Raw genomic sequence first — 25,917 nt, 5'->3', positions numbered from 1 at the left:
CCTGCCCCTGAGCAGAGCGTGACACCCGCGCCGCCGGGCGGCAGCCCCAGCCGGTCGTCGCGGTCCAGCCGGCCGGACCGGAATCCACTGCAGTTGAACCGCGTCCCGCCGTCCCATCACCCGGCGGCCACGGTTCCCCCGAACCAGGTGCCAGGTCTCCCCTGACCCCTCCACGCGTGAGCACCAACGACTGGCCGGTTGAAGGACCGGGCCAGCAGTCGACTGGACGCCAGGTCGCGGAACGCCCGCCGTCCCACAGCCCCATGCCTGAACGCGCTGCACCCGAGCGAGCTGCTGCTGCACGCCCGGGACCGGAACAGCGCGGACCGGAAAGCCCCGCCCCGGGGCGGGTTCCGGCAGTTGCCACGGCGGCTCCGGGAGCAGATACTGCTCCCCAAAAAGCTCCGCCTGCCGCTCCCCCGGCCATGGGCGACGTGGAGGTTCTCCGCCGCGCCTGGCCTGACGTGCTGCAGACGCTGTCCAGGATCAAACGCAGCACCTGGGCACTTGTGGAGCCCAACGCCCAGGTCAGCGCTTTTGACGGCGCCGTCCTGACCCTGTCATTCACCACTTCCGGTCTCGCCGGCGCTTTCGGGCGGGCCGACCATTCCGACAACCTGCGCCAGGCCATCCACAAGACGGTGGGGATCGACTGCCAGATCAACGCAGTTGCCGGTGGCTCCAGCCAGGCGAGCTCTGAACCAAACCCAAAAGCACCAGCCCGTCCGGCGGCCGCCCCCACTTCAGCTGATGTGGCGTGGGGCCTGGCCCCTGCGCCCGCACCGGCAGCGCCTGCCCCGGCATCGGCCCCGGCGTCGGCATCGCCTGGCCCTTCCGCGCCTGCACCCGCTTCTGCTCCGGCGTCCGCCGAACAGGGAGCGCCCTCAGCCGCGTCCACCCGGACACCGGCTCCCGCACCTTCCACGCCGGTGACGGGCGCCGGCAATACGGCACCGACCCCCGTCACACCCGCACCCGGACCCGGACCGGGCAGCCCGGCGCACCAGGCAGGAGGACGCCAAACGGCGGCGCCGTCCCAGGAGACCCCTGCCCGCGCCGCAGGCGGCCAGAATTCCTACCCGGCCTTGGAGGGCGACTACTCCTACTCGGATGACGACTGGGGCCCGCCCCGGGATGAGGACGCTCCCCCGCTGGATGAAGAACCTCCGGCAGACTGGGAGCCTTCGGCTGCACGTACGGTCAGCCGCACCTCTGCAGTTACGCTGGAACCGGCATATGAACCGGCACCGGCCGCAGCCCCTGCCGCCGCTGCACAGGCAGCCGCACAAAAGCCGGCAGCGGATACCGCCGTCCAGGACCCTGGGCCCGGGCAGTCGAGCAGGCACCGGGTGTATGGGTGGTCGGAAACGAAAGCAACGTAGGACGTTTCTCCGCCTCAACCGCTGCGGACACCCCATCGCCCGCACCCGCTCCCCGCTACGAACCGGCCACGGCCCAGGTTCCCCCGTCCATACCGGTCTCCTCGGCGGGTGCAGCCACGGAGCCCGACTGGGGCCTGGCCACGGTTCCTGCCCACCCGGATGCGGGCCAGGAACCGTCTATCCGGCAGGGGCGCGAATTTGCCGCGCCGTCTGCAGCGGATCCGGAAGGCGTCCGCGCCCCGGAGTACGCAATGGCGGCTGCTGCGCCCGGCGCCGGCCCGGCCACGCTTGCCCCGGTGCGACAGGCTCCCGCGGCTGCTCCCGCCGCCGTTCCTTCCAAGGCCGGCGCAGCCTCTCCAACCGCCGCCCCGTCACCAGGAACCGGTACCCGGCAAAGCCTCTACCAGCGGCTGTCCAACAGCCCGGAGGCTGAGGCCGGCCGCGCCAAGGCCCCGGCACGCGCGTCCGTGGCGGCGTCCACCTACGTGCAGGACATTCCCAGCGCCGACGATGAGACCATCGAGGAATCCGGAGTGTTCGGCCGTGCAGCGGTGGAGCGTATTCTGGGCGGAAAGCTGATCGAGGAGCGGTCCGCGGACGGAAGCCCCCTCCCGCCCCGGTACTGACCCCGCCATCCGGCCTGAACCGGATGGAACCGCTGTTGCATGACCCGCTGTCCATTCCAAGCTAAAGAGGAAACTGTGTACGAAGGTGCTGTCCAGGAGCTGATCGATGAGCTTGGGCGCCTTCCAGGCGTGGGGCCCAAGTCCGCACAGCGGCTGGCGTTCCACATCCTTGAAGCGGATCCCCAGGACATGAAGCGGCTGGTGGACGCGATCACCACCGTCAAGGACCGGGTCAAGTTCTGCACCGTCTGCGGCAACGTCACCGAGCAGGAACTTTGCAATATCTGCCGCGACCCCCGCCGGGATCCCGCCGTCATTTGCGTGGTGGAGGAGTCCAAGGACGTGCTGGCGGTGGAACGCACGCGTTCGTTCCGCGGCCGGTATCACGTGCTGGGCGGGGCCATCAACCCGATCGCCGGCATCGGACCCGAGCAACTCCGGATCCGTGAACTGCTGACCCGGCTGAACGACGGCGCCATCCAGGAAGTCATCATCGCCACGGACCCCAACCTTGAGGGAGAGGCGACCGCCACCTACCTGGCGCGCATGCTCAAGACCATCGGCATCACGGTCACGCGGCTGGCGTCCGGCCTCCCCGTGGGCGGGGATCTCGAGTATGCGGATGAAGTCACCCTGGGACGTGCCTTCGAAGGCCGCCGCAACGCACTGACCTGATCCGTTCCGGCCGGCCAAGGCCGTTATGCCCCTTGAATAGGGTTCCGACGGCGCGCTGCAGCCGCGGCGGTGGCCAAAAGCGCGGCAGCAACGCCTGTCTGCAGGAGAAGGCCCAGCGCCGGCAACGGCAACCGCGGGGAATCCAGGCTACGCGGTTCACCATTGATACAGGGAACCGCGGTACCGTCCGCGGCTTGCTGCAGAGCCGCTGAAAGCCAGCCCAGCAGGTCGGCGCCGGCGCCCGACTCGCCGGCCAGCGCGACGAACACCACGGTGGGGCTGGCGGTAGCCAGCCACGTGACCCGTTCCGTCCGGTACAGCTCGACGGTTCCGAGGGCAATACTGCTGCAGTCATAGGCCACGGGGGTTCCGTCCGCTGCCCGCACCACGTTGAGGGCCACGGTCACCGGCTCCTCCGCCCGCACGGCCGGGACCAGGAAGGACGCGGCCGCGACCGTCCCGGCAACTATGAATACAGCCAGCGACCACCCCAAGAGCAGGCGCAGGAACCGGCGGCGCACAAGCGCTGCAACTGCGACTCCCATGCCAGCGAAGATGGCACCTTCCACCGCTGCCAGGCCCGCCGAGGTTGCCGCCAGGGCGCCGGGCAGGCCGGCGGCAGCCGCCTGCATCAGCAGCGTCAGCAGGATAAGCAGGGCGAACACCAGGCTCCGCAGCGCGGGGGCGAGCACTGCCGCGGGGAGCCTGCCGCCACGTTCGTGGCCGGCCGCCCCTCCCTGGGCGGACATGCCCCAATGAACTGCCGTCAGGGCCGCCGCGGCCGGAAGCAACGACGACGCCAGCACGTAGGTGAGCATCGGGACGGGCATCCATTCAGCTGAGTCCCCGCCGGGTCCGGGCAGGAGGACCAGTCCCGCGACTACCACCCAGGTGGCGCATAAGGACCCCACTGCGACTGCCCAGAAGCGCAGGTCCCCAGGCTGGCGGCCCAGTCGGCTGCACCCGCACGTACCTCTGCCTGGAGGCCGGGCCCCCCGCGCCGGGCTCCGCCGTCGTCATCATCTGCGGGCTGGAACCACTCGGCAGACCTCGGCCCTATCGGCTCGAAGTAGGGCTCCGGTATGGATTTGGCGCCGTACTGCTGCTCATCGGCCACGGGAGCCACCTTTCCAAGGACAGCCCCAGCCCCGGCTGTGGCCGGGAGGTACCCGGCCACCTGAATTTGCAACTGCCTCAATGGTGGTCCAGCGACGGAGGGCTGTCCAGATCCCAGCCCCGCCGCGGGAAAGCCCTGCTGCGGGCTGAGATTCGGTCACAATTCAACGCCTCGCATCAGGCGGCGATAAACTGTCCCGGGAAAGTCGCGCCGTTCCGGCGTCAGGCTGCCTGGCCTCAAGAACCAATCCAACGAAGGTACGCGCATGAGTACGCCCACTACCGAAGTGCACAACGCAACACAGCAGCAAGGGCTGTCCGCCGGCAGGGCGGTGACCAAACAGCTCATCGTGCAGAAGTTCGGTGGCTCCTCCGTGCTGACGCCGACGGCATTAAACGCGTTGCCAAGCGCGTGGTTGACGCGCAGGAAGCCGGCAATGAAGTGGTGGTTGTGGTGTCTGCCATGGGTGACACCACCGATGAGCTCCTGGACCTCGCCGCGCAGGTGACCGATTCCGCTCCCGCCCGTGAGATGGACATGCTGCTGTCCGCCGGAGAGCGCATCTCCATGGCATTGCTGGCCATGGCGATCAACAAGCTCGGTGCCTCCGCCCAATCCTTCACAGGTTCCCAGGCCGGCATGATCACCGATGGCATCCACGGCAAGGCCCGGATCATCGACGTCGATCCGCACCGCATCCGGACTGCCCTCGACAAAGGCAACATCGCCATCGTGGCAGGCTTCCAGGGCATGAGCCGCGCCACCAACGAGATCACCACGCTCGGACGCGGCGGCTCCGACACCACCGCCGTGGCACTGGCTGCGGCACTCGAGGCCGACGTCTGCGAGATCTACACCGACGTGGACGGCGTGTACACCGCAGACCCCCGGGTGGTGCCCTCGGCCCAGAAGATCGACACCATTTCCAGCGAGGAGATGCTCGAACTTGCCGCGTCCGGCGCCAAGATCCTGCACCTGCGTTGCGTGGAGTACGCCCGCCGGTTCGGCGTCCCGCTGCACGTCCGCTCCTCATTCAGCCAGCATGAAGGCACCTGGGTCATCCCCAGCGCCGAAGACAAGATCACCACTCAAGAGGGAGTTGCCTTGGAGCAGCCAATCATCTCCGGCGTTGCGCACGACCGTTCCGAAGCCAAGGTCACCGTTGTTGGCGTCCCGGACATCCCCGGCAAGGCCGCCGCCATTTTCCAAGTCATCGCCGACGCGCACTCGAACATCGACATGATCGTGCAGAACGTGTCCACGCATGGCACGGGCCGGACGGACATCTCGTTCACCTTGCCCATCGTGGAAGGGGCAGACGCCTTGGCGGCACTGCACTCGGCGCAGGACCAGATCGGCTTCGAGAGCATCGAATACAACGAGCAGATCGGCAAGCTCTCCCTCATCGGTGCGGGCATGCGCTCCCACCCCGGCGTTTCCGCCACCTTCTTCAAGGCGCTGTCCGACGCCGGCATCAACATCAACATGATCTCCACCTCGGAAATCCGCATCTCCGTGGTCACCCATGCCGACCTGCTGGACGAGGCCGTGCGCGTGATCCACAAGGCCTTCGACCTGGATGCGGACAACGAAGCCACCGTGTACGGCGGAACCGGCCGCTAAACCGGACCCCCGCAGAAACGCGCCGCAGCAAAGCCGGGCCGGCCTCCGTTCATTCGGAGGCGGCCCGGCTTTTCGCTTGTCCCGCGGGCAGACAGGTCTTACATCATGGCCTCTCCCGCTCAAGGTCTTCGCGGCGGACAGCGTAGTGATGGCCGGACGAATCGGATTCCACTACAAAGTGCGAGAGGTCTTCCTCGGAAGCCTGTTCAAATGCATCGTGCTTGTGCACCACCGGCGCATCAGGGTCCAGCCGGGTGGCAGGTCCAAAGAAGAAGCGGAGCCTGTCTGTCGCGCCCATGAATCCGCTGACAATGCGTGCCATTGTTTCCCACCCCCTTCCCGCTGATCGGGGCAAAGAGCTGCTGCCTCCTGCGGGAGCCAGTGCCCCCATTTTACGCCCGAAGCCGGGAAAAGGAGCGGGCCGAAAGGCAGTCCGTGGAGCCAGAGGCAAGGGCGCTACGCGGGTTGGGACATGTCAGCGGAGGGACTTATCTTCCGGGTTCCTGGGCACCACATAGGTGCTGCCGTCCGGCCGCGTGATGGTTTCCCACTGCTGGCTTTCAGCCTGGCGCTGCGCCAGCAGCTTCCGGTTCTCCTCCGTCATGTCGTGGACCAGGGAGGAGCGGTTCGCGGGACCGAAGATGGCCCTCAGCTTGCCGGTGGCGCGCATGAAGCGCTGCGACGCGTTGTCCTTGTTGTCCGGCTTGCCCTTGGCCACGCCCGGCTCCTTCCTTTCCCCTGGTCTTCTGTCAGCAAGTGTACGCTAATAGTTAGTGCACTAATAATTGGAGGACTTATGGACGCCCCAGCTCCGGCAGATATCAGCCAGGATGACGACCTGCTCCTGGAACACCAGCTCTGTTTCGCACTGACGGTTGCCGCCCGCAGCGTCGTTGGCGCGTACAAGCCAGTCCTGGAGAAGCTGAACCTGACCCACCCCCAGTACCTGGTGATGCTGAGCCTGTGGGAAACCAGTCCCAGGACCGTCCGCAACATCAGCGATGCCCTGGCCCAGGAGCCCGCCACCATTTCGCCGCTGCTCCGCCGGCTCGAGGCCGCCGGATACATCACCCGCCGCCGGGCGGACGGCAATGAGCGGGCACTCGCCGTCGAACTTACGCCTGCAGGGGCGGCGCTCAGGCAACAGGCTTTGGAAGTTCCCGGGACCATGATGGAACGGCTTGGCTTGACCCGAAGCCAGGTCATGGATCTGCATGCGTCCATGATGGGGCTCATTGCTGCCACCTCCGGCGGGACGCCGCAGCCGACGGAGGTGGCAGGTACTGTAAGGACGGAACCACCGGGAAGGCGCGATAGTGGAGCTAGAATCGAAGGGTGACTAGGGCGGTGCGCAGGACACGGCTGCAGATGGCAGGGCTGGCAATTGCTGCGCTGCTGATGTCCTCCTGCTCCCCCACGCCGGACGGCGGCAGCCCGGCCACGCCGTCGGTTGAGCCTACGTCCCAGTCCCCGACCACCAGCGCGGCGGTCGAGCCGTCCCCGGACACTGAAACTTCCGTTCCCGCGCCGTCGCCTGGAACTTCCCGCCCGGCTGGCGGGCCAGGCGAGGGCAATGCGGAGTTGGCCATCACCGTGACTCCAGCTGAAGGCGAACCCGCCGTAAACTACACCCTGGTGTGCCAGGCCGGCGTCCCTGCCGCCGAGAGCAGCCACCCGACCGCCGAGGCTGCCTGTACCGCCTTGAAGGAGAACGCCGCGCTGCTGAGCCCCGAACCCCGCGCGACGGACCAGGCGTGCACCGAGCAGTACGGCGGACCGCAGACAGCCATTGTTACCGGGGTGGTGGACGGCGTGCCCGTGGAGGCCGAATTTTCCCGCACCAACGGCTGCGAAATCAGCGCCTGGGACGCTGCGAAGGATGTCCTGGGTGCTGCCGGTGGAGCAGCTTAGGCTGCTGGCGGCCGACGAATGGCGGGCACTGGAGGAAGCCCACCAACAGCGCGTCAGCCGCTACGCCGACCCCTACCTGGCACGACGTTCCGCCGGCCAAAAGCACCCCGTTGAGGACTTCCTCTTCACGTACTACACCCAGAAACCCGGACAGTTACGGCGCTGGCATCCCGGCGCCGGGATGGTCCTGACGGGGGCGGACGCGGCCGCCCGCAGCGACTGGAAACATTACCGGACGCTCGACGACGGCGAACTCGCCTCCCTGGGGCTGCCGCCGGACAGCACCGCGGTGACCGTCGATGTGGCCGCTTTCCTTGACGACCGGCGGGACGCAGTGGATTTTGCCGGCATCATTTTGCGCGGCACCGCGGCACGGCCGGCGCAGTTTGGCTGCTTCGGCCTGCACGAATGGGCCATGGTCTACCACCAGGACAGGTTCGACCTGCGCCACGAGTACCTCCGGCTCCGCCTTGGTCCGGAGGGCACGGACAAGGTGGTGGAGGACAACCGGATCCGCTGCACGCATTTCGACGCCTTCCGCTTCTACACTCCCGATGCCGTGCCCCTGAACGAAGTCTCGCCGAGCCGCGAGACCCAGCGGCTCATGGAACAGCCTGGCTGCCTGCACGCCAACATGGACCTGTACAAGTGGGCCTACAAGCTGCTCCCGCTGCTTCCCAGTGAACTGGTGATGGACTGCTTTGAACTGTCCTGGCGGATCCGGGCCATGGACATGCAGGCATCCCCGTATGACCTTGCGGCATGGGGTTATCCCGCGATCCCCATCGAGACACCACACGGCAAGGCCGCCTATGTGGAGCACCAGCGCTCCTTCGCCGCCGAGGCAGCTGTGCTGCGGGACAGGTTGGCCTTGGAACTGGCCGCGGCCTCGGCTCAGGTCCCACAATGATTGACCTGACCATCAGGCTCAAGGAGGACCCTGCCGGCGTCGAGTACGTGTTCCAGCTGAGGGCCCGGGACGGGGTTTTGTCCGGTGACTCCACCCTGCCCGACCCGACGGCGGCCCTTGCCGCAGTGGAGCAGTTCGGTGAGCAGGTGTTCTTTCCGCAGCCGGGACCGCCACGGCTGTGTACCCAGCAGTACGGCGGACCACAGGTCGCCGTGGTCACCGGAAGCTTCCATGGCCGCCAGGTGGAATCGGTGTTCACCCGGACGGACGGCTGCGAAATTTCCCGGTGGAATGCCATGGCACCCCTCCTGGGCGGGGGTCCCTTGGGCGGCGGCCGCGCCACCTGATCTCCCTGCAGGACGAAATGGCCCTGGCGGTTGGTAACCGCCAGGGCCATACGTCTTCTCAGGCTATGTCCGTCAGGCCGCGGGAACGGCCTGGGCCAGGGATATGGAGGGACCTGCGGCCGGTGCCGCAGCGCCCGGCGCGCCCACCTGGACATTCACCCACGTACGGATCCCGTTTTCCCCCAAGCTCAGGCGCGCCACGTGCGCGCCCGCGGTCAACCCGGTCCAGGACAGCGTGGCGGACGTGGCAGTGCCGTTCCGCGCCACGATCGGGTTGGGCTCCACCGTCAGGTTGCCGGCGTCGCCGGTGAAGGCCGCCGACTGCACGGAGGCGCTGGCGGGCCCGTTGTCCGGCGTGGAGTAAAGGTTTGCCACGATGTAGTACGTTCCTGCCCGCGGGGACTCAAGGTCCAGGAACTCGCTGGCGGCGGCCGTGGCCACCTGGGTGGCCGTCAGTCCTCCGGAACCGTTCGGTGCGTACACCACCATGTCCCAGTCGACGTCCTCGGACTGGGCCTGGATTCCCATCCGGGCAAAGGAGGCCCCCTCAGGAACAGCCACCTGCAACAGCGCATTGTGCTCGTTGTTGACGGGTTCAAACCCGCCGGGTGTCTTGGTGATGGCGGTCTGGCTCAGCGGGGCAAGCCCCTCCACACCCACCGTGATGGGATTGTCCGAACCCGAGACCAGCTCCATGGTTCCGCTGCCGTTTCCGGCCGTGGAACTGAAGGAGAACGACGGTGCAATCTGCGCATCGACAGGGCGGACCGCGAGGGGGGAACTGACGGTGCGCGGCCCCTTCCAGGTGAGGGTTCCGGTGCTGAACTTGCCCGTGGGCGCGCCGGCGTTACTGATAGTGAGCGTCACTTCGCGGGTCTGGCCTGCCTTGGTGAAGTTCAAGGCCTTCGGCTCCACCTGTACATTGAAGCCCGGCATGCTGACCTCGGACCGGTACGTTCCCGGCACCAGTGCCGTCAGCTGGCGTTTCACCTGGACTTCCCCCACCAGGCTTCCCAGCGCGATGGACGGCAGGTTCAGGTCGCGGGCAGCTATGCTTCCGGCCTGCGGCGCGCCGGTGTCCACCCCCTGCCCGTTGAGGAAGCCCAGCCAGTCCCTGACGCCGGAGTTGTAGACGAGTCCCGGGTCCAGGACGCGGTGGAGTCGATGTGGCCTGCGCCGCCCTGGAAGGGGTCGGTGTTCGCGGAGCCGTCCGGATTGACCAGCGGGTAGGCGGTGGTCATCATCGCGGATTTGACCATGGCAGGGCTCCAAGTGGGCTGCTTGCTGAGCACCAGGCGCCGAAGCCGGCAATATGCGGGGCAGCCATGGAGGTGCCGGACATGAAGCCGAACTGGTCGCCGTCGTTGCCGATGGTGGAAACGCCGGCCAGGACGTTAACCCCGGGGGCTGCGACGTCCGGCTTGAGCAGGTCCCCGCCGGACGCAAGGGAAGGCCCGCGGGAGGAGAACCCGGCAATCTGCGGCGCCGGGGCCGGTGGCTGGCCGGTGAGGTCACCCTTCACCAGGCTGACCGTCAGGGAAGGGTTTGCCTCCAGCTTGGACTTCAGCTCCAGGCTCCTGGGGGCGTTGACATGCACGGTGGGGAGCACGTGGTTGTCCGCATCCTCGGAGCTGCTGGTCAGGTTGACCAGGATCATGCCGACTCCGCCCTTGTCCTGGACTTCCTGGCTCTTGGCTGTCCGGTCCACAACACCCCGGTCGCAAACCACCACCTTCCCGGCCACCTTCGCCGCATCAAGCGACCCGGGAGCGCAGAGGTTGGCGTTCGTTGCTCCGGCCGCGGCTGCTGCCGCCGCAATGATCACTGGCTTGTCCGCCACTTCTGTCTTCATGATGGACGCGCCGCGGTAGAGCGAGCCGTCAGAGACCTTGACCGTGCCCACCAGGTCGCTGGGGAACGTGGAGGCGGCGACGGTGGTGAGCCAGGGTGAGGCATGGTTGACCGTGGAGGATGCAGGCCCGGAGTTGCCGGCCGAGGCCGAGACGAAGACACCGGCGGCAGCAGCGTTCAGGAATGCAAGCGCCACCGGATCGACGGTGCTGTTGTTGTTTCCTGAGATGGAGTAGTTCAGGACGTCCACCCCATCCTTGATCGCCGCTTCCACTGCCTCCACTGACGCGGATGAATAGCAGCCGCCCGTATCCGGGTTGTTGTCCTCCCAGCACACCTTGTAGACGGAAACTTTCGCTGCGGGCGCCACGCCGGAACTCCTGCCGAAGTCAGCACCGTCAATGACCTGCAGGACGCCGGCATTTCCCGCCGCCGTGGTGGCCGTGTGTGTTCCATGGCTGCCGACGTCCACCGGTGAGATCAGCTCTTCGCGCGCACGGTCCTGCGGAGCGACATATTGCAGGAACGAATCCGCAAAGTACCTCGCGCCGATCACCTTCGAGTTGCATTGCGATCCGTCGAAGGTTGCTCCGGATTTCTGGCCCTTCTGGCATTCGCCTTCGAAGGTGGTGCCGTCTGCTTTAAGCATCGCGATCTTGCCGTCGGCGGTGCGGTAGGGGACGCCCACCTGGGCGGGGCCCTGCAGCGGCTGCACCGGCTCGCCCTGCAGGAAAGGGTTGTCCGGCGCATAACCGGAATCGATGACTCCCACCACCACGCCCTTGCCCGCATTGGCTTCACCGCCGAACTGCTTGGCCCACACGCCGTCCGGGCCGGTGAGCTTGAGGAAATCCGTGGTGGTGTAGTCAGGAGCGTTCTCCACATCCGGCGCCACAGCCAGGACCGGCTGTCCTTGGCGAGTGCCGTGGCTTGCGCAGCGGTGAGCCGGGCGCTGAAGCCGTTCAGGGCTGCCGTGTACTGCTTTGCGGGAGTGACGCCCTGGCTCGCCGCCACATCACGCTGTTGTTGGCGCAGGTACGCGTCATAAGCCTTGTAGTTTGGACTACCGGCATCCAGCTTCCTGCCCGTCTCGGGCCGGGTGGCGCCCAGGCCAGCAGTTTCCCCCTCATAGGCTGCTGCTGCGGCACCGGCCAGAACCACGATGTAGGGACCGTCCTTGAACTGCGTGGTTCCGGGGCTGGTGGCAGTCCCGTTGTCCATGCCGGCCGGCGCCGCGGTGGCAGGAGGTATGGCCAGCGACGCCAGGAGAAGCGGCAACCCGGCAGCCAGGGCCGCCGCCTTCCGGAGCCCCCCGCCCCGCATGGGGCTTCTTCCAGTTGATCTCACGTGCAACCCTTTCACGATGTACCGGCCCAGCCATGGGTGCGGGCCAGAAACGACTGGCATGGCACATCGATTTACAGATCTTGTAATGGATGAGACCAGCCGGTTCAAACAGTACAGAGTGAGAGCCCAATATGACATAGGCCACAGAGGGAAATTTTGCGGTTGTCACAAAGCCGTCCCGGCGTACGCCGGGGCATAAAAAAGGGCATCCCGAAGGACGCCCAATACACCGCGGCAGGAAGGGACCGGCTACTGCCGCGGCGTCCTGACCACCTCGCTGATCCACTGCCGGGTCTTCTCGTCAACGGGCCCGGCCACGCGGTTTTCCCTGGCAAGGCGGTCCGCTTTCAGTTTCTGCAGGACCATCCGGCCAAGTCCGGCGAACACGGCCGCGGCGACTACCGGCAACAGGACGGACTTCGAATTCTCTGCCATCCAGCAATCCTAGTGAAGCCGGTTCGGCAACTCCAGAACCTCCTGCGGACAGCCCGGCGATACCTGGTTGAGGGCCGCTTCCGGGCTCCGAAACCACCGAATACAGGCAGGCCGGTTCCGGCCGGTAGAATGATAGGGCAAGCTCGCGGAGCGCCCGTCCTCAACGTTGTCCAAGGCAGGACCACCATGCCCCTCAACACCCCGGCACGGCGTGAGACGGCACCACTCCGCTGCGCCATTACCCAAGCTCACGCACAGGAGTTACCGGATGCCCCGGATCGTTGTTGACGTCATGCCCAAGCCCGAGATTCTGGACCCGCAGGGGAAGGCGATCGTTGGTGCTCTCCCCCGGCTGGGCTTCACCAGCTTCAGCTCTGTCCGCCAGGGCAAGCGTTTTGAACTGACGGTCGACGGAGAGGTGACCGAGGCCATCCTGGCCCAGGCACGCGACGCTGCCGAGACCCTCCTTTCCAACCCCGTGATCGAGGACGTCGTCAACGTCGAGGTCGTCGAGGCCTGAGATGACTGAACTCCCCCTGATCGGCGAGGCTGTGGCCGTCGCCGCCAACCCGCGGCTTGCGGGCGCGAAGATCGGCGTTGTCACCTTCCCCGGAACCCTTGATGACCGTGACGCCGCCCGCGCCGTGCGCCTCGCCGGCGGCACCGCCGTCGAACTCTGGCACGGCGATACCGAACTTGGTGACGTGGACGCCGTCGTCATCCCCGGCGGCTTCTCCTACGGCGACTACCTGCGCGCCGGCGCCATCGCCCGATTCGCCCCGCTGATGTCCCGGATCATCGACGCCGCCAACAGCGACGCACGGCTTCCCGTCCTCGGAATCTGCAACGGCTTCCAGATCCTCACCGAATCGCACCTGCTGCCCGGCTCGATGATCAAGAACGACCACCTGAAATTCCTGTGCCGGGACCAGGTCCTGCGCGTGGAGAACAACACCACCGCCTGGACCCTGGACTACCAGGCGGGCCAGGAAATCACCATCCCGCTGAAGAACCAGGACGGCCAGTACATCGCGGACGAGAAAACCCTCGACGCGCTGGAGGCGGAGGGCCGCGTGGTGTTCCGCTACGTGGGCTTCAACCCCAACGGTTCCCGCCGCGACATCGCCGGCATCTCCAACGCCGCCGGCAACGTGGTGGGCCTCATGCCGCACCCGGAGCACGCCACCGAACAGGGCTTCGGTCCGGAGTCCCTGGACGGCATCGGCGGTTCCGACACCGACGGACTGGGCTTCTTCACCTCCGTACTGACCAAGATTGTGGGAGGCGACAAGTGAGCATCGACACCACCAAGAAGTTCAACATCGACACGGTCGAGAACGCCGCCAAGACCCCGGACACCGAACTGCCCTGGGCTGAGCTTGGCCTCAAGCGGAACGAATTCGACGAAATCGTCAAGGTCCTGGGCCGCCGCCCCACCGGCGCGGAACTGGCCATGTACTCCGTCATGTGGAGCGAGCACTGCTCCTACAAGTCCTCCAAGAACCACCTGCGCCAGTTCGGCCAGAAGGTCACCGAGGAAATGAAGAAGGACATGCTGGTGGGCATCGGCGAGAACGCCGGCGTCACCAACCTTGGGGACGGCTGGGCCGTAACCTTCAAGATCGAATCGCACAACTCGCCGTCGTTCGTTGAGCCCTACCAGGGCGCTGCGACCGGCATCGGCGGCATCGTCCGCGACATCATCTCCATGGGCGCCCGCCCGGTGGCCGTCATGGACCCGCTGCGCTTCGGTGCCATCGACCACCCGGACACGGCACGCGTGATGCACGGCGCCGTTGCCGGCATCGGCGGATACGGCAACTCGCTGGGCCTGCCGAACATCGGCGGCGAGATGGTCTTCGACTCCGTCTACCAGGGCAACCCGCTGGTCAACGCCCTCGCGGTGGGCGTCATGCGCCACGAGGACATCCGCCTCGCCAACGCCTCCGGCAAGGGCAACAAGGTGGTCCTGTTCGGTGCACGCACCGGCGGTGACGGCATCGGCGGCGCTTCAGTGCTGGCCTCCGAGTCCTTCGACGACACCAAGCCGTCCAAGCGTCCCGCCGTCCAGGTGGGCGACCCCTTCGCCGAAAAGGTCCTGATCGAGTGCTGCCTTGAACTGTTCAAGGGCTCCCTCGTGGAGGGCATCCAGGACCTCGGCGCCGCAGGCATCTCCTGCGCGACGTCGGAGCTTGCCTCCAACGGCGACGGCGGCATGCAGGTTGAGCTGACCTCCGTCCTGCTGCGCGACCCCACCCTGACCCCGGGCGAGATCCTGATGTCCGAGTCGCAGGAACGCATGATGGCCGTGGTGACCCCGGAGAACGTGGAAGCGTTCGAGGCCGTCATGGACAAGTGGGCCGTGGAGTACTCCTGGCTGGGCGAAGTGACCGACACCGGCCGCCTCATCATCACCTGGGAAGGCGAGGTGATCGTCGACGTCGACCCCCGCACCGTGGCACACGACGGACCGGTCTACGACCGCCCGTACGCCCGCCCCGAATGGCAGGACCGCGTGCAGGCTGACACCTTCACCGGTTCCGTGCAGGACGCCGGCCGCCCGTCTTCCCCGGCTTCCCTGGCTGCCGCCGTGACCGAACTCGTGGCATCGCCGAACATGTGCTCCAAATCCTGGATCACCAACCAGTACGACCGGTACGTGGGCGGCAACACCGCCATGGCGTTCCCGGACGACGCCGGCGTGGTGCGCGTGGACGAGGAAACGGGCCTGGGCGTTGCCCTGGCCACCGACGCCAACGGCCGCTACACCTACCTGGACCCGTACCACGGCGCACAGCTGGCTCTGGCCGAGGCCTACCGCAACGTCGCCACTTCCGGCGCCGTGCCCATGGCCGTCAGCGACTGCCTGAACTTCGGCTCCCCCGAGGACCCGGACGTCATGTGGCAGCTGGCCGAGGCCATCCGCGGCCTGTCGGACGCCTGCATGGTGCTGGGCATCCCGGTCACCGGCGGCAACGTCTCCCTGTACAACCAGACGGGCACCACGCCCATCCACCCCTCCCCCGTGGTGGCAGTCCTGGGCAAGCTCGACGACGTCGCCCGCCGCACGCCGTCGGGCTGGCGCGAGGATGGCCAGGCGATCTACCTGCTCGGCACCACAGCTGCAGAGCTGGACGGTTCCGAATGGGCCAACATGCGCGGGCACCTGGGCGGGCAGCCGCCGAAGGTGGACCTCGACGCCGAGCGTGCCCTGGGCGAGATCCTGATCAACGCGTCCCGTGACGGCATGATCGACTCGGCGCACGACCTCTCCGAGGGCGGCCTCGCGGCCGCCCTGGTGGAATCCTCGCTGCGCTACGGCGTGGGTGCCCGGATCGCACTGCAGGACGTCCTGGACCGGGACGGCGTGGACCTGTTCACGGCGCTGTTCTCCGAGTCCCAGGGCCGCGCGATCGTTGGCGTTCCCCGTTCGGAGGAAGTCCGCTTCACCGACATGTGCAAGGCCCGCGGCTTTGCCCACACCCGCATCGGCGTGGTGGACGCAGCCAGCGGAACCCTGGACATCAACGGCGTGGAGAGCCTGTCCTTGGACGCCCTCCGCGAGGCCCACGAAGGGACCCTGCCGAAGTACTTCGGCTAGGATCACACCCTGAGGGCGTGGGTCCAGCAGCCTGGGTAGAGCCTGGTGGGAACGGATGAATCCGTTCCCACCAGGCTCTACCTTTTTTAAGTCCTGGAACCAGCGTCCGGCCCGTCGACAGCCAGGGGACAGCTGGCGTAGCGTTTTTCTATCCACATGTCAGCGGCTGCCGCGGCAAGGATGCGACGGCCGGCCCGAGGAGGCTGTTATGCGCAAAGTCGCAAGGTTCCTGCTGCTCCCACTGTTGTTCTTCTTTATCGTTGCCGGCGTCCAGCCTGCAACAGCGGCCCGATACCCCACGAGCATGGCTGCACTTGGAGATTCGATCACCCAGGCCACCGACGTCTGCTGCTGGTACGGCAACCACCCGGCCCAGTCGTGGTCCACGGGCAACGGACGGTTCGACGGCATCACCAGCCACTACGAGCGGCTGCTCCAGCTGCAGCCCGACATAGCCGGTAAAAACTTCAACAACTCCCGCAGCGGTGCAAAGGCATCGGACCTTCCAGGCAGGCTCAGGCAGCCGTCAGCCAGGGAGCGGAGTACGTCACCATCCTGATCGGGGCGAATGATGTGTGCACATCATCAATTAGCGGGATGACCGAGGTGGAAACCTTTAGAGAGCACGTCAATAACGCACTGCAAACGCTGGACCAGATGCGCCCACGGCCGCAAGTGTTTGTCAGCAGCATCCCGAACATCTATCAGCTGTGGAGTGTGCTGAAGGACAACGAGGTGGCACGGTTGGTCTGGTCCGCTGCCCAAATCTGCCAGTCCATGCTTGCCTCCACCAATACTCCTGAAATGCGGCAGCAGGTACTGGACCGGGAGATTGCCTTCAACGCCGTGCTCGAGCAGACCTGCGCTCAGTACAAGTCCTGCCGCACCGACGGTGGGGCGGTGTTCGGCTACGCCTTCAATGCAAGTGACGTGAGCCGGCTCGACTACTTCCACCCGAGCCTCCAGGGCCAGGCGAACCTGGCGGAGGTCACCTGGAAGGCTGCTTGGTAACGATTGGTCAGTCCTCGCTGTGGATCTCCCGCTGCCGGGCGCTGAGCAGTTCGATTTCCGGGCGCCCGGCAACGAAGCGGTCGACGGCGTCGAGCACTTCCACGAGGTGCGCCCGGTCCGCGGCCACGAGGCCAACGCCCACCCTTGAGCGCCGGTACTGGTCGTGGTCGCCCACTTCTGCCACCGAGACATCGAAGCGGCGCTTGAGTTCGGCGAGCAGGGGCCTGACGACGGACCGCTTCCCCTTCAGGCTGTGGACGTCGCCCAGGAGGATGTCGAACTCAATCCAGCCGATCCACACGGGCCCGGACCTTCCTACTCGATGGTGAGCTCGCCCATCCGGTCCCAGCCATCGCCGTCGAGCTGGCGGCTGATGATCCTGGGGGTCTCGGCGAGCGCCTGGGGCATGTCAGCCATGGCCTGCTTGAAATGGACGCTGTTGACGTGGTCGCCTGCGGCATCGTCCTTGAAGGCTTCCACCAGGACGAACTCGTTCGGATCGTCCACGCTGCGGGACCAGTCAAACCAGAGGTTCCCCGGTTCCTCCCTGGTGGCCTTGGTGAAGCCATCCACCAGGCCCAGCCAGCGCTCCGACCATTCCGGCTTCACCTTGAATTTGACGACGATAAAGATCACGGGGGCGTTCCTTCCGCGGCGAGTGTTCGTGCCCCTTCAATGTACCGGGAAGTCACGTAGCGCTGCGCGGCCCTGGTCACCAGTCCGCCCGCGGCGTAGAACCAGTTTCCCGGCTTGCTGAAGGCCCGAATCCGAAGGAGCACCTCGCCGGCCTCGTTGATCTCCACCTCAAAGGACTCCTCGCCGCGGGCCGGGTGCCCCGGCAGCGTCCCGTAGCCGAAACCGGCCGACTGCGGCACGCCGTCCGGGGCGGGCTGATGGACCCAGACCACCTCGCACGGCGCATTGAGGCGGAAAGGTCCCGCACCGAACCCGCTTACTACCCGGGCTCCGGGCACAGCTGTGGGCGAATCAGCCTGACCCGCAGCCCTGCCCGCCTGTGCAGCTCCCACGCCAGGATGCCTTGCGCCACCCGCCGGTAGGCGTCCATGCCGGTGCCCAGCCGGACTTCTTCCAGGACGCCGGTGAATCCCGCAGGAGCCGCACCCCGTTCCGTGCTCCCCACGCCCGGATAGTTCAGGATGCCCTTCACCAGGGGCTTCCCGGTCACGGCTGCGCCCCGCCGGCGCCCGACAGCCGCGCCCACCCGAGCTGTTCCTGCTGCTTCCGGTTGAGTCCCGCCACCACCAGGTCGTAGGAGTCTTCCACCATGTCCCGGACCATGTCATCGGGCAGCGCCCCGTCCAGGCGCACGCCGTTCCAGTGCATCTTGTTCATATGCCACGCCCCGGTGATCTCCGGGTGGGCAGCACGCAGTTGAACGGCCAGGGACGGCTCGCATTTGAGGTTCACGTAAAAGTCCCGGAGGTCCATCGAGGACAAGGCGAAAAGCTTGCCCCCGGACGCAGTTCCACCGCCGCTGAGGGCCCGGACCTTGAATACTGCCGTTTCCGGCCCGAACGGGTAATCCTCATAGGCGCCCGGGAAGGACAGGCAGATTATCCGTAGTGCGTCGGGGTCCATGAAGCCAGCCTATAAAGCAGGCCACAGCGGTGCTAGTCTGCGAGGATGTCAGACGATCAGGGCAGCATTCCTGTTCTGGACCTAAGCACCGCACGGCAGCCCTACGGGTCTTTCAGTCCGGAATTCATCGAGCAACTGCGGCACGCCACCCACAACGTCGGTTTCTTCCAGATCACGGGATATGGCGGGGCGCCCGGCCAGGCGGAGCATCTCCTGGACGTGATCAGGCGCTTCTTCGACCTGCCCCTGGAGGAACGGCTCAAGCTGGACAACCGGCTGTCGCCCCACTTCCGCGGATACACGCGCATGGGCACCGAGGTGACCCAGGGAAGGGCGGACGCGCGCGAGCAGATTGACTACTCCCCCGAACGCGAGCCGGTCAGTGACTATCCGCCGGACGAGCCATACTGGCTGCTCCAGGGCCCCAACCTGTGGCCTGACGAATCCTTTCCTGAGCTCAAGCCGGCTGCGATGGAGTGGGCCGGGCTGATGTCTTCGGTAGGCATGGAGCTCCTCCGTGCGATTGCCGTTTCACTCCGGCTGCCTGAGGACTACTTTGACGAGCCGTTCCGTGATGCGCCCGCATGGATGGGCAAACTGGTCCACTACGTCGGCGGTGTAGTGGAGGAGGCCGGGGACCAGGGGGTAGGTTCGCACGCGGACTACGGCTTCGTCACCCTCCTGCTGCAGGACGAGGTGGGCGGGCTGGAAGTACAGCCGCCCGGTACTACGGGATGGATACCGGTGGAACCGATCCCCGGCGCGCTGGTGGTGAACCTCGGCGAAATGCTGGAAGTGGCCACTGAAGGGTATCTTGCGGCCACCATCCACAGGGTACAGGCGCCCCCGCCCGGCGTTGACCGTTATTCCGTGCCGTTCTTCTGGTCGCCCCGGCTGGACGCCGTCATCGGCCCGGTCCCCCTGCCGCCGGAGCTCAAGGCGGCTGCGCGCGGCATCACCGATGATCCCGCCAACCCCCTGCTCGCGTCCTTTGGGATGAACATGCTCAAGGGCCGGATGCGCGCCCATCCGGATGTCACCGAGCGGCACTATCCGGAGCTGATGAAGCAGTAAGCCGGTGCCGCACCCCTCGGCCGGCGTCAGAGATTGAACTGCCAGGCCACCTGGGCGGGACAGACGTCCATCACCACGTGCAGGCCCGCCGCCTTGGCCCGCGCCGCCGCCGCTTCGTCGATCACGCCAAGCTGAAGCCACACCGCTTTCGCCCCCACGGCGATCGCCTCGTCCACCACCGCACCCACCTTCTGCGAGTTCACGAAGCAATCCACGACGTCGATGGGATGCTTCCCGGGGGGAATATCACTGAGCCTGCGGTATCCCTGTTCGCCGTGCACCGGATCGCCGGGCAGGTTCACGGGAATGATGTCCATCCCCAGCCTGTCCCTGATGAACAGGGACGTGTCGTAGGCGGCGCGCCATTCGTTGGTTGTGAGGCCGACGATGGCCCACCGGCCCTTGGTCCGCATCAAGCGTTCGATGACAGCTGGATCGTTAGTGTGGCCCATGGCCTTAGCTACCTGCGTGTCCGCAGATGGCCACGGCTGCACGCCAGCGTTCGGCTGCACATCATCGGTTGAACTTCTGCAGCCAGCTGTCACCGGGCGCCGGCGTGCCGGCCGCTGCGGGGGCGCCGTTCACGGACTGGAGTACTTCCGCCAGCGGCTTCAACGCCTCCTCGGTGAGGCTGCCTTCTCCCACCAGCTTCTCCCCGCCGGGCAAGCTGTCTCCGCCGGGCTGTCCAGCGCCGGGGAGGTCCGTACCCGGGCCATCCGATGTGACACGTTCCTGGGCTGGCGCCTGGGGATTATTCTGGCGGCCAGCGCCTGTCACGCCACCGTTTCCCTGCCGGGTTTGCTGATCAGGAGCGGGTGTCCCCGGTACTTTGCGGGGAGCAGGTTGCTGTGCGGCAGGCTGCCCGCCAGGAGCCTCGGCAGGGACGGTTGCACCATCAGTAACGGGGTCCGCTGCCACTGCACCGGGATCAATGCCTGACGTGTCCGGCAGCCGGATTTCCTGGTCCCCCGGGGCTGCAATGTTCCAGGACGGCCGCCAGTCTTCAAGCAGTTCCTGCACGGAGGAGCTGCATGCCTGCACAGGAGCCTGGGAACTGGCTGCGACTCCGCTTATCCCTGTTGCCATTCCCGCCACCAGGGCAAGCCCCAGCGCCGTAGGCCTGTGGATGCGACGACGGCGGCGGGCGAGTTCATCGGCCGGAGCAACGGACGGGGTGACTTTTCCCGCGCCGGCCATCAGCCTGGCAAGTTCCGCCGACGGCGCGGGCGCAGGCAGGGATGCCAAGGATCCCAGTGAGAACAGGGCGGTGCGGAGTTCCGTATCTTCGGGATGGCCGGCGTCGGCGAGCATGTCCTCGACCAGTGCGGGCAGGCGGGTGGCGTGGGGGGTCATGGTTTGAGGTACTCCTTCACTGCCGCAAGGTCCCTTAACTTGAGGAGCGCCCGCCGCTGCAGTTGCTTGACCGCGCCGGCGCTCTTGCCCATTGCTTCCGCTGCCTGCTCCACGGTGAGCCCGGCTACAAGGCGCAGTGAGAGGACCTCCCGCTGGTCATCGGGGAGGTCATCAAGCAGCCGGAGGACTTCCTGCGGCGAAATGCGGTCCAGCGCTTCGGATTCAGCCGACGCATCCTCCCGGCGGTCGAGCTCCGGCTCGAACGTCACCTGGGCAGGAGTGCGGCTCTGGCGGCGGCGATCGTCCACCATCCGGGCGTGGGCCACCGAGAAAATGAAAGTGCGAAGTCCTGCCGCACCACCATGCACCGAGTCCAGCCGGGGCAGGACGGAGAGGAACACTTCCTGCATTGCCGCCTCCGGATCTTCGACTCCACGGGCCGTGAGGTAGCCCAGGACCTGTGACGCGTAAGTCCGGTACACGAGGCTGTAAACGGCGGGCTGCCGGGACTGGTCCCGGAGCGCCTCGTCAGTCAGTGCATCGGTCACGGACGTAGTGCTTTCAGTCAAAGAGGGGAACGCTCGGTTCAAGGCCTGACCGTGGGACGGAATGCCTTTTCCCCGGCTAACTTTACCCCTCAGTAACCGCTGCGCCGGGACCGCCACGGACGGTACCGGCTCCGGTGTGAAAGCAGCTGCCCCTGCCGCCGGATGAATGGAAGAGCCGGCCTGGAACGTGATGGGGGACAAGTTCCAGGCCGGCGCTACATAAAGGTAATCGCCGGAGCCGGTGGAAGGGTTACGCGGTTCCGGAAAAAGTTTAAGAATCTTTTGGTGGGGCGGTTACGGTGCCACGGCGCGGGTCCAGCGCGGGGCGGCCGCCAGCCCGCGCGGTCCCTTGGCAAGGCTGAAAATGTGCAGCCTCGTCGCGGGCCGCGGCCCGCAGTCGCCCTGCGAAGCGGCCGGCGCAGGCTCGTGGACGGGAAGAGGCGCCGGCGGAGCAGCTGCCCCGGCCGGGCAAAGATCGGTCACCAGTCCGGTGCCGGCGCATTCGCGGACGGCGTCGATCCCTGCCTTCACGGCAGGCTTGTCCTTGAACGCCTGGGAGACGGCCATGACCGTGCCGTCAGGCCCCAGCAACCGGAACCTGTACAGCGAGTCCGCGTCGACAAACACTTCGAAGTTCCCGGCCATAGCGACATCCTTCCAGAGGGAAATCATGCTGGCGACGCCCTCGCGCCGGCCGGCACGTACGCATCGCTGCGATTTCCGCGGGTTGTGTGAACTGCAGGTGATCGGTACACCAAGTATTAAAAAAGTTTGCGGCCCCCGCCCGCGCCCTCACAAGACCAGCCCCGTTAACCCTGTGTAAATTGCCTGCCACCTTAAAAGCGGCGGCGGCAGACCCCTGGAAATGGTGGTCCGCCGCCGCCGTATCAGGACTGGCTGGCCTGGAGGGTCAGTCGTTGATGAGGTCGTTCACCACGATGGTCTGGTCCCGGTCCGGTCCCACGCCGATGGCGGAGAAACGCGTGCCGGAGAGCTTCTCCAGGGCGAGGACGTAGTTGCGCGCATTGTCCGGCAGGTCCGCCAGGGTGCGGGCACCGGTGATGTCCTCGGTCCAGCCGTCGAAGTACTCGAAGATCGGCTTGGCGTGATGGAACTCGGTCTGCGTCATCGGCATCTCGTCATGGCGGACGCCGTCGACGTCGTAGGCCACGCACACAGGGATCTGCTCGATGCCGGTGAGGACGTCCAGCTTGGTGACGAAGTAGTCCGTGAAACCGTTGACCCGGGAAGCATGCCGGGCCAGGACGGCGTCGTACCAGCCGCAGCGGCGCGGGCGGCCGGTGTTGACGCCGAACTCACCGCCGGTCTTCTGCAGGTACAAGCCCATGTCATCGAAGAGTTCCGTGGGGAACGGGCCGGCACCGACGCGCGTGGTGTAGGCCTTAATGATGCCGATGGACCGGGAGATGCGGGTGGGGCCGATGCCCGAGCCCACCGAGGCGCCGCCTGCGGTCGGGTTGGACGAGGTGACGAAGGGGTAGGTGCCGTGGTCGACGTCCAGGAACGTGGCCTGACCGCCTTCCATAAGGACCACCTTGCCTTCGTCAAGGGCGGTATTCAGGACCAGGGTGCTGTCGATGACCAGCGGCCGGAGACGCTCGGCGAAGGACAGGAAGTACTCCACGATCTCGTCCACCACCACGCTGCGGCGGTTGTAGATCTTGACCAGGACCTCGTTCTTCTGGTGCAGCGAGCCTTCCACCTTCTGGCGGAGGATGGATTCGTCGAAGACGTCCTGTACGCGGATGCCCAGGCGGGCCACCTTGTCCATGTAGGCGGGGCCGATGCCGCGGCCGGTGGTGCCGATGGCACGCTTCCCGAGGAAACGTTCGGTCACCTTGTCCAGCACCTGGTGGTACGGGGCAACGAGGTGTGCGTTGGCGGAGACGCGGAGCTTGGAGGTGTCGGCGCCGCGCGCCTGCAGGCCGTCAATCTCCTGGAACAGTGCCTCGAGGTTCACTACACAGCCATTGCCGATAATGGGAACCGCGTTGGGGCTGAGAATACCTGCCGGGAGCAGCTTGAGTTCGTACTTTTCACCGCCTACGACGACGGTGTGCCCGGCGTTGTTGCCGCCGTTCGGCTTGACGACGTAATCGACGCGGCCGCCCAGCAGGTCGGTGGCTTTGCCTTTACCTTCGTCGCCCCACTGGGCTCCTACGATCACAATTGCTGGCATGGGATCCTCCCCCATTCGTTCGGGCTCCCCAGCAGCCCGCCACATCGTGGCGGCCCTGGTGCAGCGCCGTTCATGAGAATGCCCCGAGTGGACCGGCGTCCGTTGTCCCGCGGGCGGGACTGCGGCGCGATGGCCCCGGGGCCCTTACCACCCAAGTTTAGCCGATGGTGCCCTTTGTCCCCCGTTTGGCCGCGGCCCTCCTTTACGCAAGGCAAAGGAGGGCCGCAACCGGTGGGCCTGTGCCCTACTCGTCGTCAGCTTCCCCGCCCGGCCGGGACGTCTGCTCGGCGAGGCCGTCCCAGAAGGAGGTGTCGGCGTCGGCGATTGAACCGTCAGCGATGGCCGCGGCGGTGGACGTCAGAGTGGTGACCGTCTGCTTGATCAGGTAGCCGTTGCTGCGCAGCCCCAGGGCGTAGCCGTCCAGGTAGTGGTCCGACATGCCGCGCATCTCGAACAGCAGGGTGGAGATCCCGTACTCTACCGCGATGCCGTTGCGGCTGATGGTTTCGGCGCTGCCGCCCTGGTACTTGCCCAGGTGACCCCAGCCTGTGGAGTCCACATTGTCGAACACCACGGCACCCAGCTGCTTGGACCTTTCGACGACGGCGGGGTCCGCGTTGGGGGTGGTGGGGTACAGGATGGAGCCGGACACCAGCTCGCCGTCACGCTCGCTGCGGGTGCCCTGGTGGTGCAGGTCGATCATGTAGTCGATGTCGTACTTGCGCATCACATTGTTGTGGAGCGCCTGCGTTTCGGGCTGGACCTTGGCAACATGGTCGCGGTTCAGGTCCACGCCCTCGGCGTTGTAGCGGGTCAGGTTGCGGTCACCCTTCGCCACGTAATCGTCCAGCGGGAAGTTCACGTCGCCCATGGCCCCGTCTGCATTCAGCATGGGAACGATCAGGATGTTCACGCCGGACAGGATGTCCCCTGACTTGCCCGTCCCCAGGTGCTTAACGAATTCCAGCGCGCCCTCGGTGGTGAGCTGTTCATTGCCGTGCTGTTGGGTGAGGTAGAGGATGGTGGGATTGTCCGGGTCCGAGATGTACTTGACCAGGTGGAGGTCCCGCCCCTTGACGGTCTGCCCGATGACTTCCAGCTCCATTGCCTGCTGCTTGGCGTCCTGGTCCTTCAGGAAGGAAACCATCTGGTCATAGGTAGCCAGCTTCGAGGTTGTGACCTGGCCGTTGCCGTCATAGTTCGGTCCCTCGCCGACGGCCTGCGCCAGCGGGGCCGGTCCTGCGACGACGGCGAGTGCCAGGGCTCCGGACACGGCAAGGTCCTCAAGGATTTCTTCACAGCGCGTTACCTCTTTCGAGTGCATTAGGTGAGTCCAGCCGCCATGTCCCCCATTGCGGACTGTGACAACAGCCAACCAACGTAAGCGGTTTCTGTCAATCAATTCGACAAACCCTGATACCTGCGCGCTGGGGGACTTGACCGGCGTTTCGTTTCGCGCGGCTTGGTAGACTGGGCAAGGCCGGCCAGGAACCGGCCCACCCCCAATTGCCGCCGCTGATGCGCCGCGCCCCCGTGCGCCCGTTTCAGCTGCGGATGCACCGCCAATCCCCGCAGGAGACCGAGCAGTACATGACAGCACTGGCCCCCGAATCATTCCATGAGCAGCTCCTGAGCCGCCGCTACGAGCCCAACGTCGCCGCCGTCAACGAACTCTGCGATTCCCTGCAGGAGACCAGGCCCGGCACCGTGGTTCCCTACGTCGACCCCATGCACGACGTCGAAGAATGCCGCATCATCAGCCTGTTCTCGAACATCGGTGAAGCAGATCCCTCCGGTTTCATCACCGCCGGCGACCAGGACGCCGCCACCCGCATGCTCGGGATCCAGTGGAAGCTGGGCCTCCGCCCGGAGTTCGTGATGCCGTGGAACGTCCACCCCTGGCACGTCCCCGGTGAGGCCAACGGAAAGTTCACCCCGGACCAGATCCAGTCCGGGCTCAAGCCGCTGCTCAAATTCCTGGCCCTGGTCCCCCGGGCGTCCGTCATCGTGGCCCATGGCACCGAAGCCAACCGCCTGGCAAACCTGCTGCTGAAGACCGAGGTGCCGCTTCTGTGGCGCCGGGGGCTCAAGACCTACAAGGTGCGCTCCCTCAGCGGCCGCGCGTTCGCCGGTTCCCCGGCCCGCCAGGCGGAATACCTGGAGGACATGCGCGTTGCCTACGCCGACGCAATGGCGCGGACCGGCCTGCAGAAGGCATAACCAAAGAACGGGCCCACGCCCGCAGGGTTCCCTGGCCGAGCTTGCGAGGCGAGGGTGCGGGTGGGGAACGACGGCGGGCGGTCACCT

At 66.4% G+C, this 25,917-nt stretch carries 27 protein-coding genes and 3 pseudogenes; 15 read left to right on the top strand and 15 right to left on the bottom strand.

From position 1 onward, the window contains the following. Positions 1 to 176 precede the first annotated feature (176 nt). From G205_RS20720 to recR, 3 genes are all read left to right on the top strand, one after another. Positions 177 to 1,382: a hypothetical protein gene (locus G205_RS20720; RefSeq protein ID WP_160166618.1), complete on the top strand. Its 1,206-nt coding sequence runs from the start codon at positions 177 to 179 to the stop codon at positions 1,380 to 1,382. Continuing rightward, a complete protein-coding gene (locus G205_RS20715; protein WP_052014165.1) occupies positions 1,358 to 2,008 on the top strand; it encodes a hypothetical protein in 651 nt (216 codons plus the stop codon). The genes G205_RS20720 and G205_RS20715 overlap by 25 nt, the downstream gene beginning before the upstream one ends. A gap of 75 nt (positions 2,009 to 2,083) precedes the next feature. Next, positions 2,084 to 2,683, top strand: a complete 600-nt coding sequence (recR, locus tag G205_RS16960) for a recombination mediator RecR (protein WP_009359069.1) — start codon at positions 2,084 to 2,086, stop codon at positions 2,681 to 2,683. Between the two features lie 23 nt (positions 2,684 to 2,706). Here recR and G205_RS16955 read toward each other — a convergent pair whose 3' ends face one another. Next, the gene (locus tag G205_RS16955) at positions 2,707 to 3,570 is read right to left on the bottom strand and encodes a hypothetical protein (protein ID WP_152419608.1); all 864 of its coding nucleotides are present in this window, start codon (positions 3,568 to 3,570) and stop codon (positions 2,707 to 2,709) included. A gap of 495 nt (positions 3,571 to 4,065) precedes the next feature. Between G205_RS16955 and G205_RS16945 the strand changes: the two are divergent. Next, positions 4,066 to 5,423, top strand: a pseudogene (locus tag G205_RS16945) (aspartate kinase). A 103-nt stretch (positions 5,424 to 5,526) separates the two neighbouring features. Here G205_RS16945 and G205_RS16940 read toward each other — a convergent pair. Both G205_RS16940 and G205_RS16935 read right to left on the bottom strand, forming a co-directional pair. Beyond that, positions 5,527 to 5,745 (bottom strand): hypothetical protein, encoded by a 219-nt coding sequence (locus G205_RS16940; protein ID WP_009359066.1) that lies wholly within the window; start codon positions 5,743 to 5,745, stop codon positions 5,527 to 5,529. Between the two features lie 153 nt (positions 5,746 to 5,898). Then, on the bottom strand, positions 5,899 to 6,093 hold the full coding sequence (locus G205_RS16935) for a hypothetical protein (RefSeq protein ID WP_035753574.1): 195 nt from the start codon (positions 6,091 to 6,093) through the stop codon (positions 5,899 to 5,901). Positions 6,094 to 6,219: 126 nt separating this feature from the next. On the opposite strand from G205_RS16935, the gene G205_RS16930 reads away from it, so the two are divergent. The 4 genes from G205_RS16930 to G205_RS16915 are packed head-to-tail and all read left to right on the top strand — an operon-like array spanning position 6,220 to position 8,591. After that, positions 6,220 to 6,762 carry a MarR family winged helix-turn-helix transcriptional regulator gene (locus tag G205_RS16930; protein WP_009359064.1) on the top strand — a complete coding sequence of 181 codons (543 nt, stop codon included), beginning with the start codon at positions 6,220 to 6,222 and terminating at the stop codon, positions 6,760 to 6,762. Positions 6,763 to 6,791: 29 nt separating this feature from the next. Beyond that, positions 6,792 to 7,334, top strand: coding sequence for an SSI family serine proteinase inhibitor (locus tag G205_RS16925; protein ID WP_009359063.1), 543 nt, complete (start codon positions 6,792 to 6,794; stop codon positions 7,332 to 7,334). Then, positions 7,303 to 8,244, top strand: coding sequence for a hypothetical protein (locus G205_RS16920; protein ID WP_052014164.1), 942 nt, complete (start codon positions 7,303 to 7,305; stop codon positions 8,242 to 8,244). Before G205_RS16925 ends, G205_RS16920 begins: the two co-directional genes overlap by 32 nt. Further along, positions 8,241 to 8,591 carry a hypothetical protein gene (locus G205_RS16915; protein ID WP_009359061.1) on the top strand — a complete coding sequence of 117 codons (351 nt, stop codon included), beginning with the start codon at positions 8,241 to 8,243 and terminating at the stop codon, positions 8,589 to 8,591. Before G205_RS16920 ends, G205_RS16915 begins: the two co-directional genes overlap by 4 nt. A gap of 72 nt (positions 8,592 to 8,663) precedes the next feature. Here the strand turns inward: G205_RS16915 and G205_RS24125 are convergent. Both G205_RS24125 and G205_RS16905 read right to left on the bottom strand, forming a co-directional pair. Beyond that, positions 8,664 to 11,765, bottom strand: a pseudogene (locus G205_RS24125) (S8 family serine peptidase). Between the two features lie 273 nt (positions 11,766 to 12,038). After that, positions 12,039 to 12,224: a hypothetical protein gene (locus G205_RS16905; RefSeq protein ID WP_009359060.1), complete on the bottom strand. Its 186-nt coding sequence runs from the start codon at positions 12,222 to 12,224 to the stop codon at positions 12,039 to 12,041. Positions 12,225 to 12,492: 268 nt separating this feature from the next. Here G205_RS16905 and purS point away from each other — a divergent pair, with 268 nt between their 5' ends. The 5 genes from purS (at position 12,493) to G205_RS20705 (ending at position 16,836) form a co-directional block, all read left to right on the top strand. After that, complete coding sequence (gene purS / locus G205_RS16900; protein ID WP_009359059.1) at positions 12,493 to 12,744, top strand: phosphoribosylformylglycinamidine synthase subunit PurS; 252 nt, start codon at positions 12,493 to 12,495, stop codon at positions 12,742 to 12,744. A 1-nt stretch (position 12,745) separates the two neighbouring features. Further along, positions 12,746 to 13,519 (top strand): phosphoribosylformylglycinamidine synthase subunit PurQ, encoded by a 774-nt coding sequence (gene purQ, locus G205_RS16895; RefSeq protein WP_009359058.1) that lies wholly within the window; start codon positions 12,746 to 12,748, stop codon positions 13,517 to 13,519. Continuing rightward, positions 13,516 to 15,825 (top strand): phosphoribosylformylglycinamidine synthase subunit PurL, encoded by a 2,310-nt coding sequence (gene purL, locus G205_RS16890; RefSeq protein WP_009359057.1) that lies wholly within the window; start codon positions 13,516 to 13,518, stop codon positions 15,823 to 15,825. The genes purQ and purL overlap by 4 nt, the downstream gene beginning before the upstream one ends. Positions 15,826 to 16,033: 208 nt before the next feature. Then, the gene (locus tag G205_RS20710) at positions 16,034 to 16,384 is read left to right on the top strand and encodes a hypothetical protein (protein WP_009359056.1); all 351 of its coding nucleotides are present in this window, start codon (positions 16,034 to 16,036) and stop codon (positions 16,382 to 16,384) included. A 14-nt stretch (positions 16,385 to 16,398) separates the two neighbouring features. Then, positions 16,399 to 16,836 carry an SGNH/GDSL hydrolase family protein gene (locus tag G205_RS20705; RefSeq protein ID WP_235047033.1) on the top strand — a complete coding sequence of 146 codons (438 nt, stop codon included), beginning with the start codon at positions 16,399 to 16,401 and terminating at the stop codon, positions 16,834 to 16,836. Positions 16,837 to 16,843: 7 nt separating this feature from the next. Here the strand turns inward: G205_RS20705 and G205_RS16880 are convergent, their stop codons facing one another. The 4 genes and pseudogenes from G205_RS16880 to G205_RS16865 form a co-directional block, all read right to left on the bottom strand. Then, on the bottom strand, positions 16,844 to 17,137 hold the full coding sequence (locus tag G205_RS16880; protein WP_009359054.1) for a DUF503 domain-containing protein: 294 nt from the start codon (positions 17,135 to 17,137) through the stop codon (positions 16,844 to 16,846). 14 nt (positions 17,138 to 17,151) lie between these two features. Next, positions 17,152 to 17,472: a putative quinol monooxygenase gene (locus G205_RS16875; protein WP_009359053.1), complete on the bottom strand. Its 321-nt coding sequence runs from the start codon at positions 17,470 to 17,472 to the stop codon at positions 17,152 to 17,154. Continuing rightward, positions 17,469 to 17,977: pseudogene (locus G205_RS16870) on the bottom strand (DUF1990 family protein). The gene G205_RS16875 and the pseudogene G205_RS16870 overlap by 4 nt, the downstream one beginning before the upstream one ends. A 41-nt stretch (positions 17,978 to 18,018) precedes the next feature. Then, entirely contained in the window at positions 18,019 to 18,435 is a 417-nt protein-coding gene (locus G205_RS16865; protein WP_009359052.1) for an MmcQ/YjbR family DNA-binding protein, read from the bottom strand. 45 nt (positions 18,436 to 18,480) lie between these two features. Here G205_RS16865 and G205_RS16860 point away from each other — a divergent pair, with 45 nt between their 5' ends. Further along, a complete protein-coding gene (locus G205_RS16860; RefSeq protein WP_009359051.1) occupies positions 18,481 to 19,509 on the top strand; it encodes an isopenicillin N synthase family dioxygenase in 1,029 nt (342 codons plus the stop codon). Between the two features lie 26 nt (positions 19,510 to 19,535). Here G205_RS16860 and G205_RS16855 read toward each other — a convergent pair whose 3' ends face one another. The 6 genes from G205_RS16855 to G205_RS16830 form a co-directional block, all read right to left on the bottom strand. Next, positions 19,536 to 19,961, bottom strand: coding sequence for a CoA-binding protein (locus tag G205_RS16855; RefSeq protein ID WP_035753565.1), 426 nt, complete (start codon positions 19,959 to 19,961; stop codon positions 19,536 to 19,538). A 61-nt stretch (positions 19,962 to 20,022) separates the two neighbouring features. Beyond that, complete coding sequence (locus G205_RS20700) at positions 20,023 to 20,862, bottom strand: hypothetical protein (protein WP_009359049.1); 840 nt, start codon at positions 20,860 to 20,862, stop codon at positions 20,023 to 20,025. Beyond that, positions 20,859 to 21,410 (bottom strand): RNA polymerase sigma factor, encoded by a 552-nt coding sequence (locus G205_RS16845; RefSeq protein WP_009359048.1) that lies wholly within the window; start codon positions 21,408 to 21,410, stop codon positions 20,859 to 20,861. Before G205_RS16845 ends, G205_RS20700 begins: the two co-directional genes overlap by 4 nt. A 294-nt stretch (positions 21,411 to 21,704) precedes the next feature. Then, entirely contained in the window at positions 21,705 to 22,055 is a 351-nt protein-coding gene (locus G205_RS16840; protein WP_009359047.1) for a YegP family protein, read from the bottom strand. Between the two features lie 265 nt (positions 22,056 to 22,320). Next, positions 22,321 to 23,610, bottom strand: coding sequence for an adenylosuccinate synthase (locus G205_RS16835; protein WP_009359046.1), 1,290 nt, complete (start codon positions 23,608 to 23,610; stop codon positions 22,321 to 22,323). Positions 23,611 to 23,854: 244 nt separating this feature from the next. Next, positions 23,855 to 24,934, bottom strand: a complete 1,080-nt coding sequence (locus tag G205_RS16830) for a M14 family zinc carboxypeptidase (RefSeq protein WP_009359045.1) — start codon at positions 24,932 to 24,934, stop codon at positions 23,855 to 23,857. A gap of 266 nt (positions 24,935 to 25,200) precedes the next feature. Here G205_RS16830 and G205_RS16825 point away from each other — a divergent pair, with 266 nt between their 5' ends. Then, positions 25,201 to 25,830 (top strand): uracil-DNA glycosylase family protein, encoded by a 630-nt coding sequence (locus G205_RS16825; RefSeq protein WP_035753559.1) that lies wholly within the window; start codon positions 25,201 to 25,203, stop codon positions 25,828 to 25,830. The last annotated feature ends 87 nt before the right edge of the window (positions 25,831 to 25,917 follow it).

This window comes from Arthrobacter nitrophenolicus (assembly GCF_000332815.1).
GTDB classification, from domain to species: domain Bacteria; phylum Actinomycetota; class Actinomycetes; order Actinomycetales; family Micrococcaceae; genus Arthrobacter; species Arthrobacter nitrophenolicus.
Note: the sequence above shows the minus strand (reverse complement) of the source record. Positions and strands in the feature narration are given on the sequence as shown.

Excerpts from the sequence above, each read along its gene's own strand:
- purS (WP_009359059.1), top strand. The coding sequence starts at position 12,493 with ATGCCCCGGATCGTTGTTGACGTCATGCCCAAGCCCGAGATTCTGGAC.
- G205_RS16935 (WP_035753574.1), bottom strand. The coding sequence starts at position 6,093 with ATGCGCGCCACCGGCAAGCTGAGGGCCATCTTCGGTCCCGCGAACCGC.
- G205_RS16930 (WP_009359064.1), top strand. The coding sequence starts at position 6,220 with ATGGACGCCCCAGCTCCGGCAGATATCAGCCAGGATGACGACCTGCTC.
- G205_RS16920 (WP_052014164.1), top strand. The coding sequence starts at position 7,303 with ATGTCCTGGGTGCTGCCGGTGGAGCAGCTTAGGCTGCTGGCGGCCGAC.
- G205_RS20710 (WP_009359056.1), top strand. The coding sequence starts at position 16,034 with ATGCGCAAAGTCGCAAGGTTCCTGCTGCTCCCACTGTTGTTCTTCTTT.
- G205_RS16860 (WP_009359051.1), top strand. The coding sequence starts at position 18,481 with ATGTCAGACGATCAGGGCAGCATTCCTGTTCTGGACCTAAGCACCGCA.
- G205_RS16865 (WP_009359052.1), bottom strand. The coding sequence starts at position 18,435 with ATGGACCCCGACGCACTACGGATAATCTGCCTGTCCTTCCCGGGCGCC.
- G205_RS20700 (WP_009359049.1), bottom strand. The coding sequence starts at position 20,862 with ATGACCCCCCACGCCACCCGCCTGCCCGCACTGGTCGAGGACATGCTC.
- G205_RS16905 (WP_009359060.1), bottom strand. The coding sequence starts at position 12,224 with ATGGCAGAGAATTCGAAGTCCGTCCTGTTGCCGGTAGTCGCCGCGGCC.
- G205_RS16825 (WP_035753559.1), top strand. The coding sequence starts at position 25,201 with ATGACAGCACTGGCCCCCGAATCATTCCATGAGCAGCTCCTGAGCCGC.
- G205_RS16835 (WP_009359046.1), bottom strand. The coding sequence starts at position 23,610 with ATGCCAGCAATTGTGATCGTAGGAGCCCAGTGGGGCGACGAAGGTAAA.
- G205_RS16925 (WP_009359063.1), top strand. The coding sequence starts at position 6,792 with ATGGCAGGGCTGGCAATTGCTGCGCTGCTGATGTCCTCCTGCTCCCCC.
- purQ (WP_009359058.1), top strand. The coding sequence starts at position 12,746 with ATGACTGAACTCCCCCTGATCGGCGAGGCTGTGGCCGTCGCCGCCAAC.
- G205_RS16855 (WP_035753565.1), bottom strand. The coding sequence starts at position 19,961 with ATGGGCCACACTAACGATCCAGCTGTCATCGAACGCTTGATGCGGACC.
- G205_RS16830 (WP_009359045.1), bottom strand. The coding sequence starts at position 24,934 with ATGCACTCGAAAGAGGTAACGCGCTGTGAAGAAATCCTTGAGGACCTT.
- G205_RS16840 (WP_009359047.1), bottom strand. The coding sequence starts at position 22,055 with ATGGCCGGGAACTTCGAAGTGTTTGTCGACGCGGACTCGCTGTACAGG.
- G205_RS16940 (WP_009359066.1), bottom strand. The coding sequence starts at position 5,745 with ATGGCACGCATTGTCAGCGGATTCATGGGCGCGACAGACAGGCTCCGC.
- G205_RS16915 (WP_009359061.1), top strand. The coding sequence starts at position 8,241 with ATGATTGACCTGACCATCAGGCTCAAGGAGGACCCTGCCGGCGTCGAG.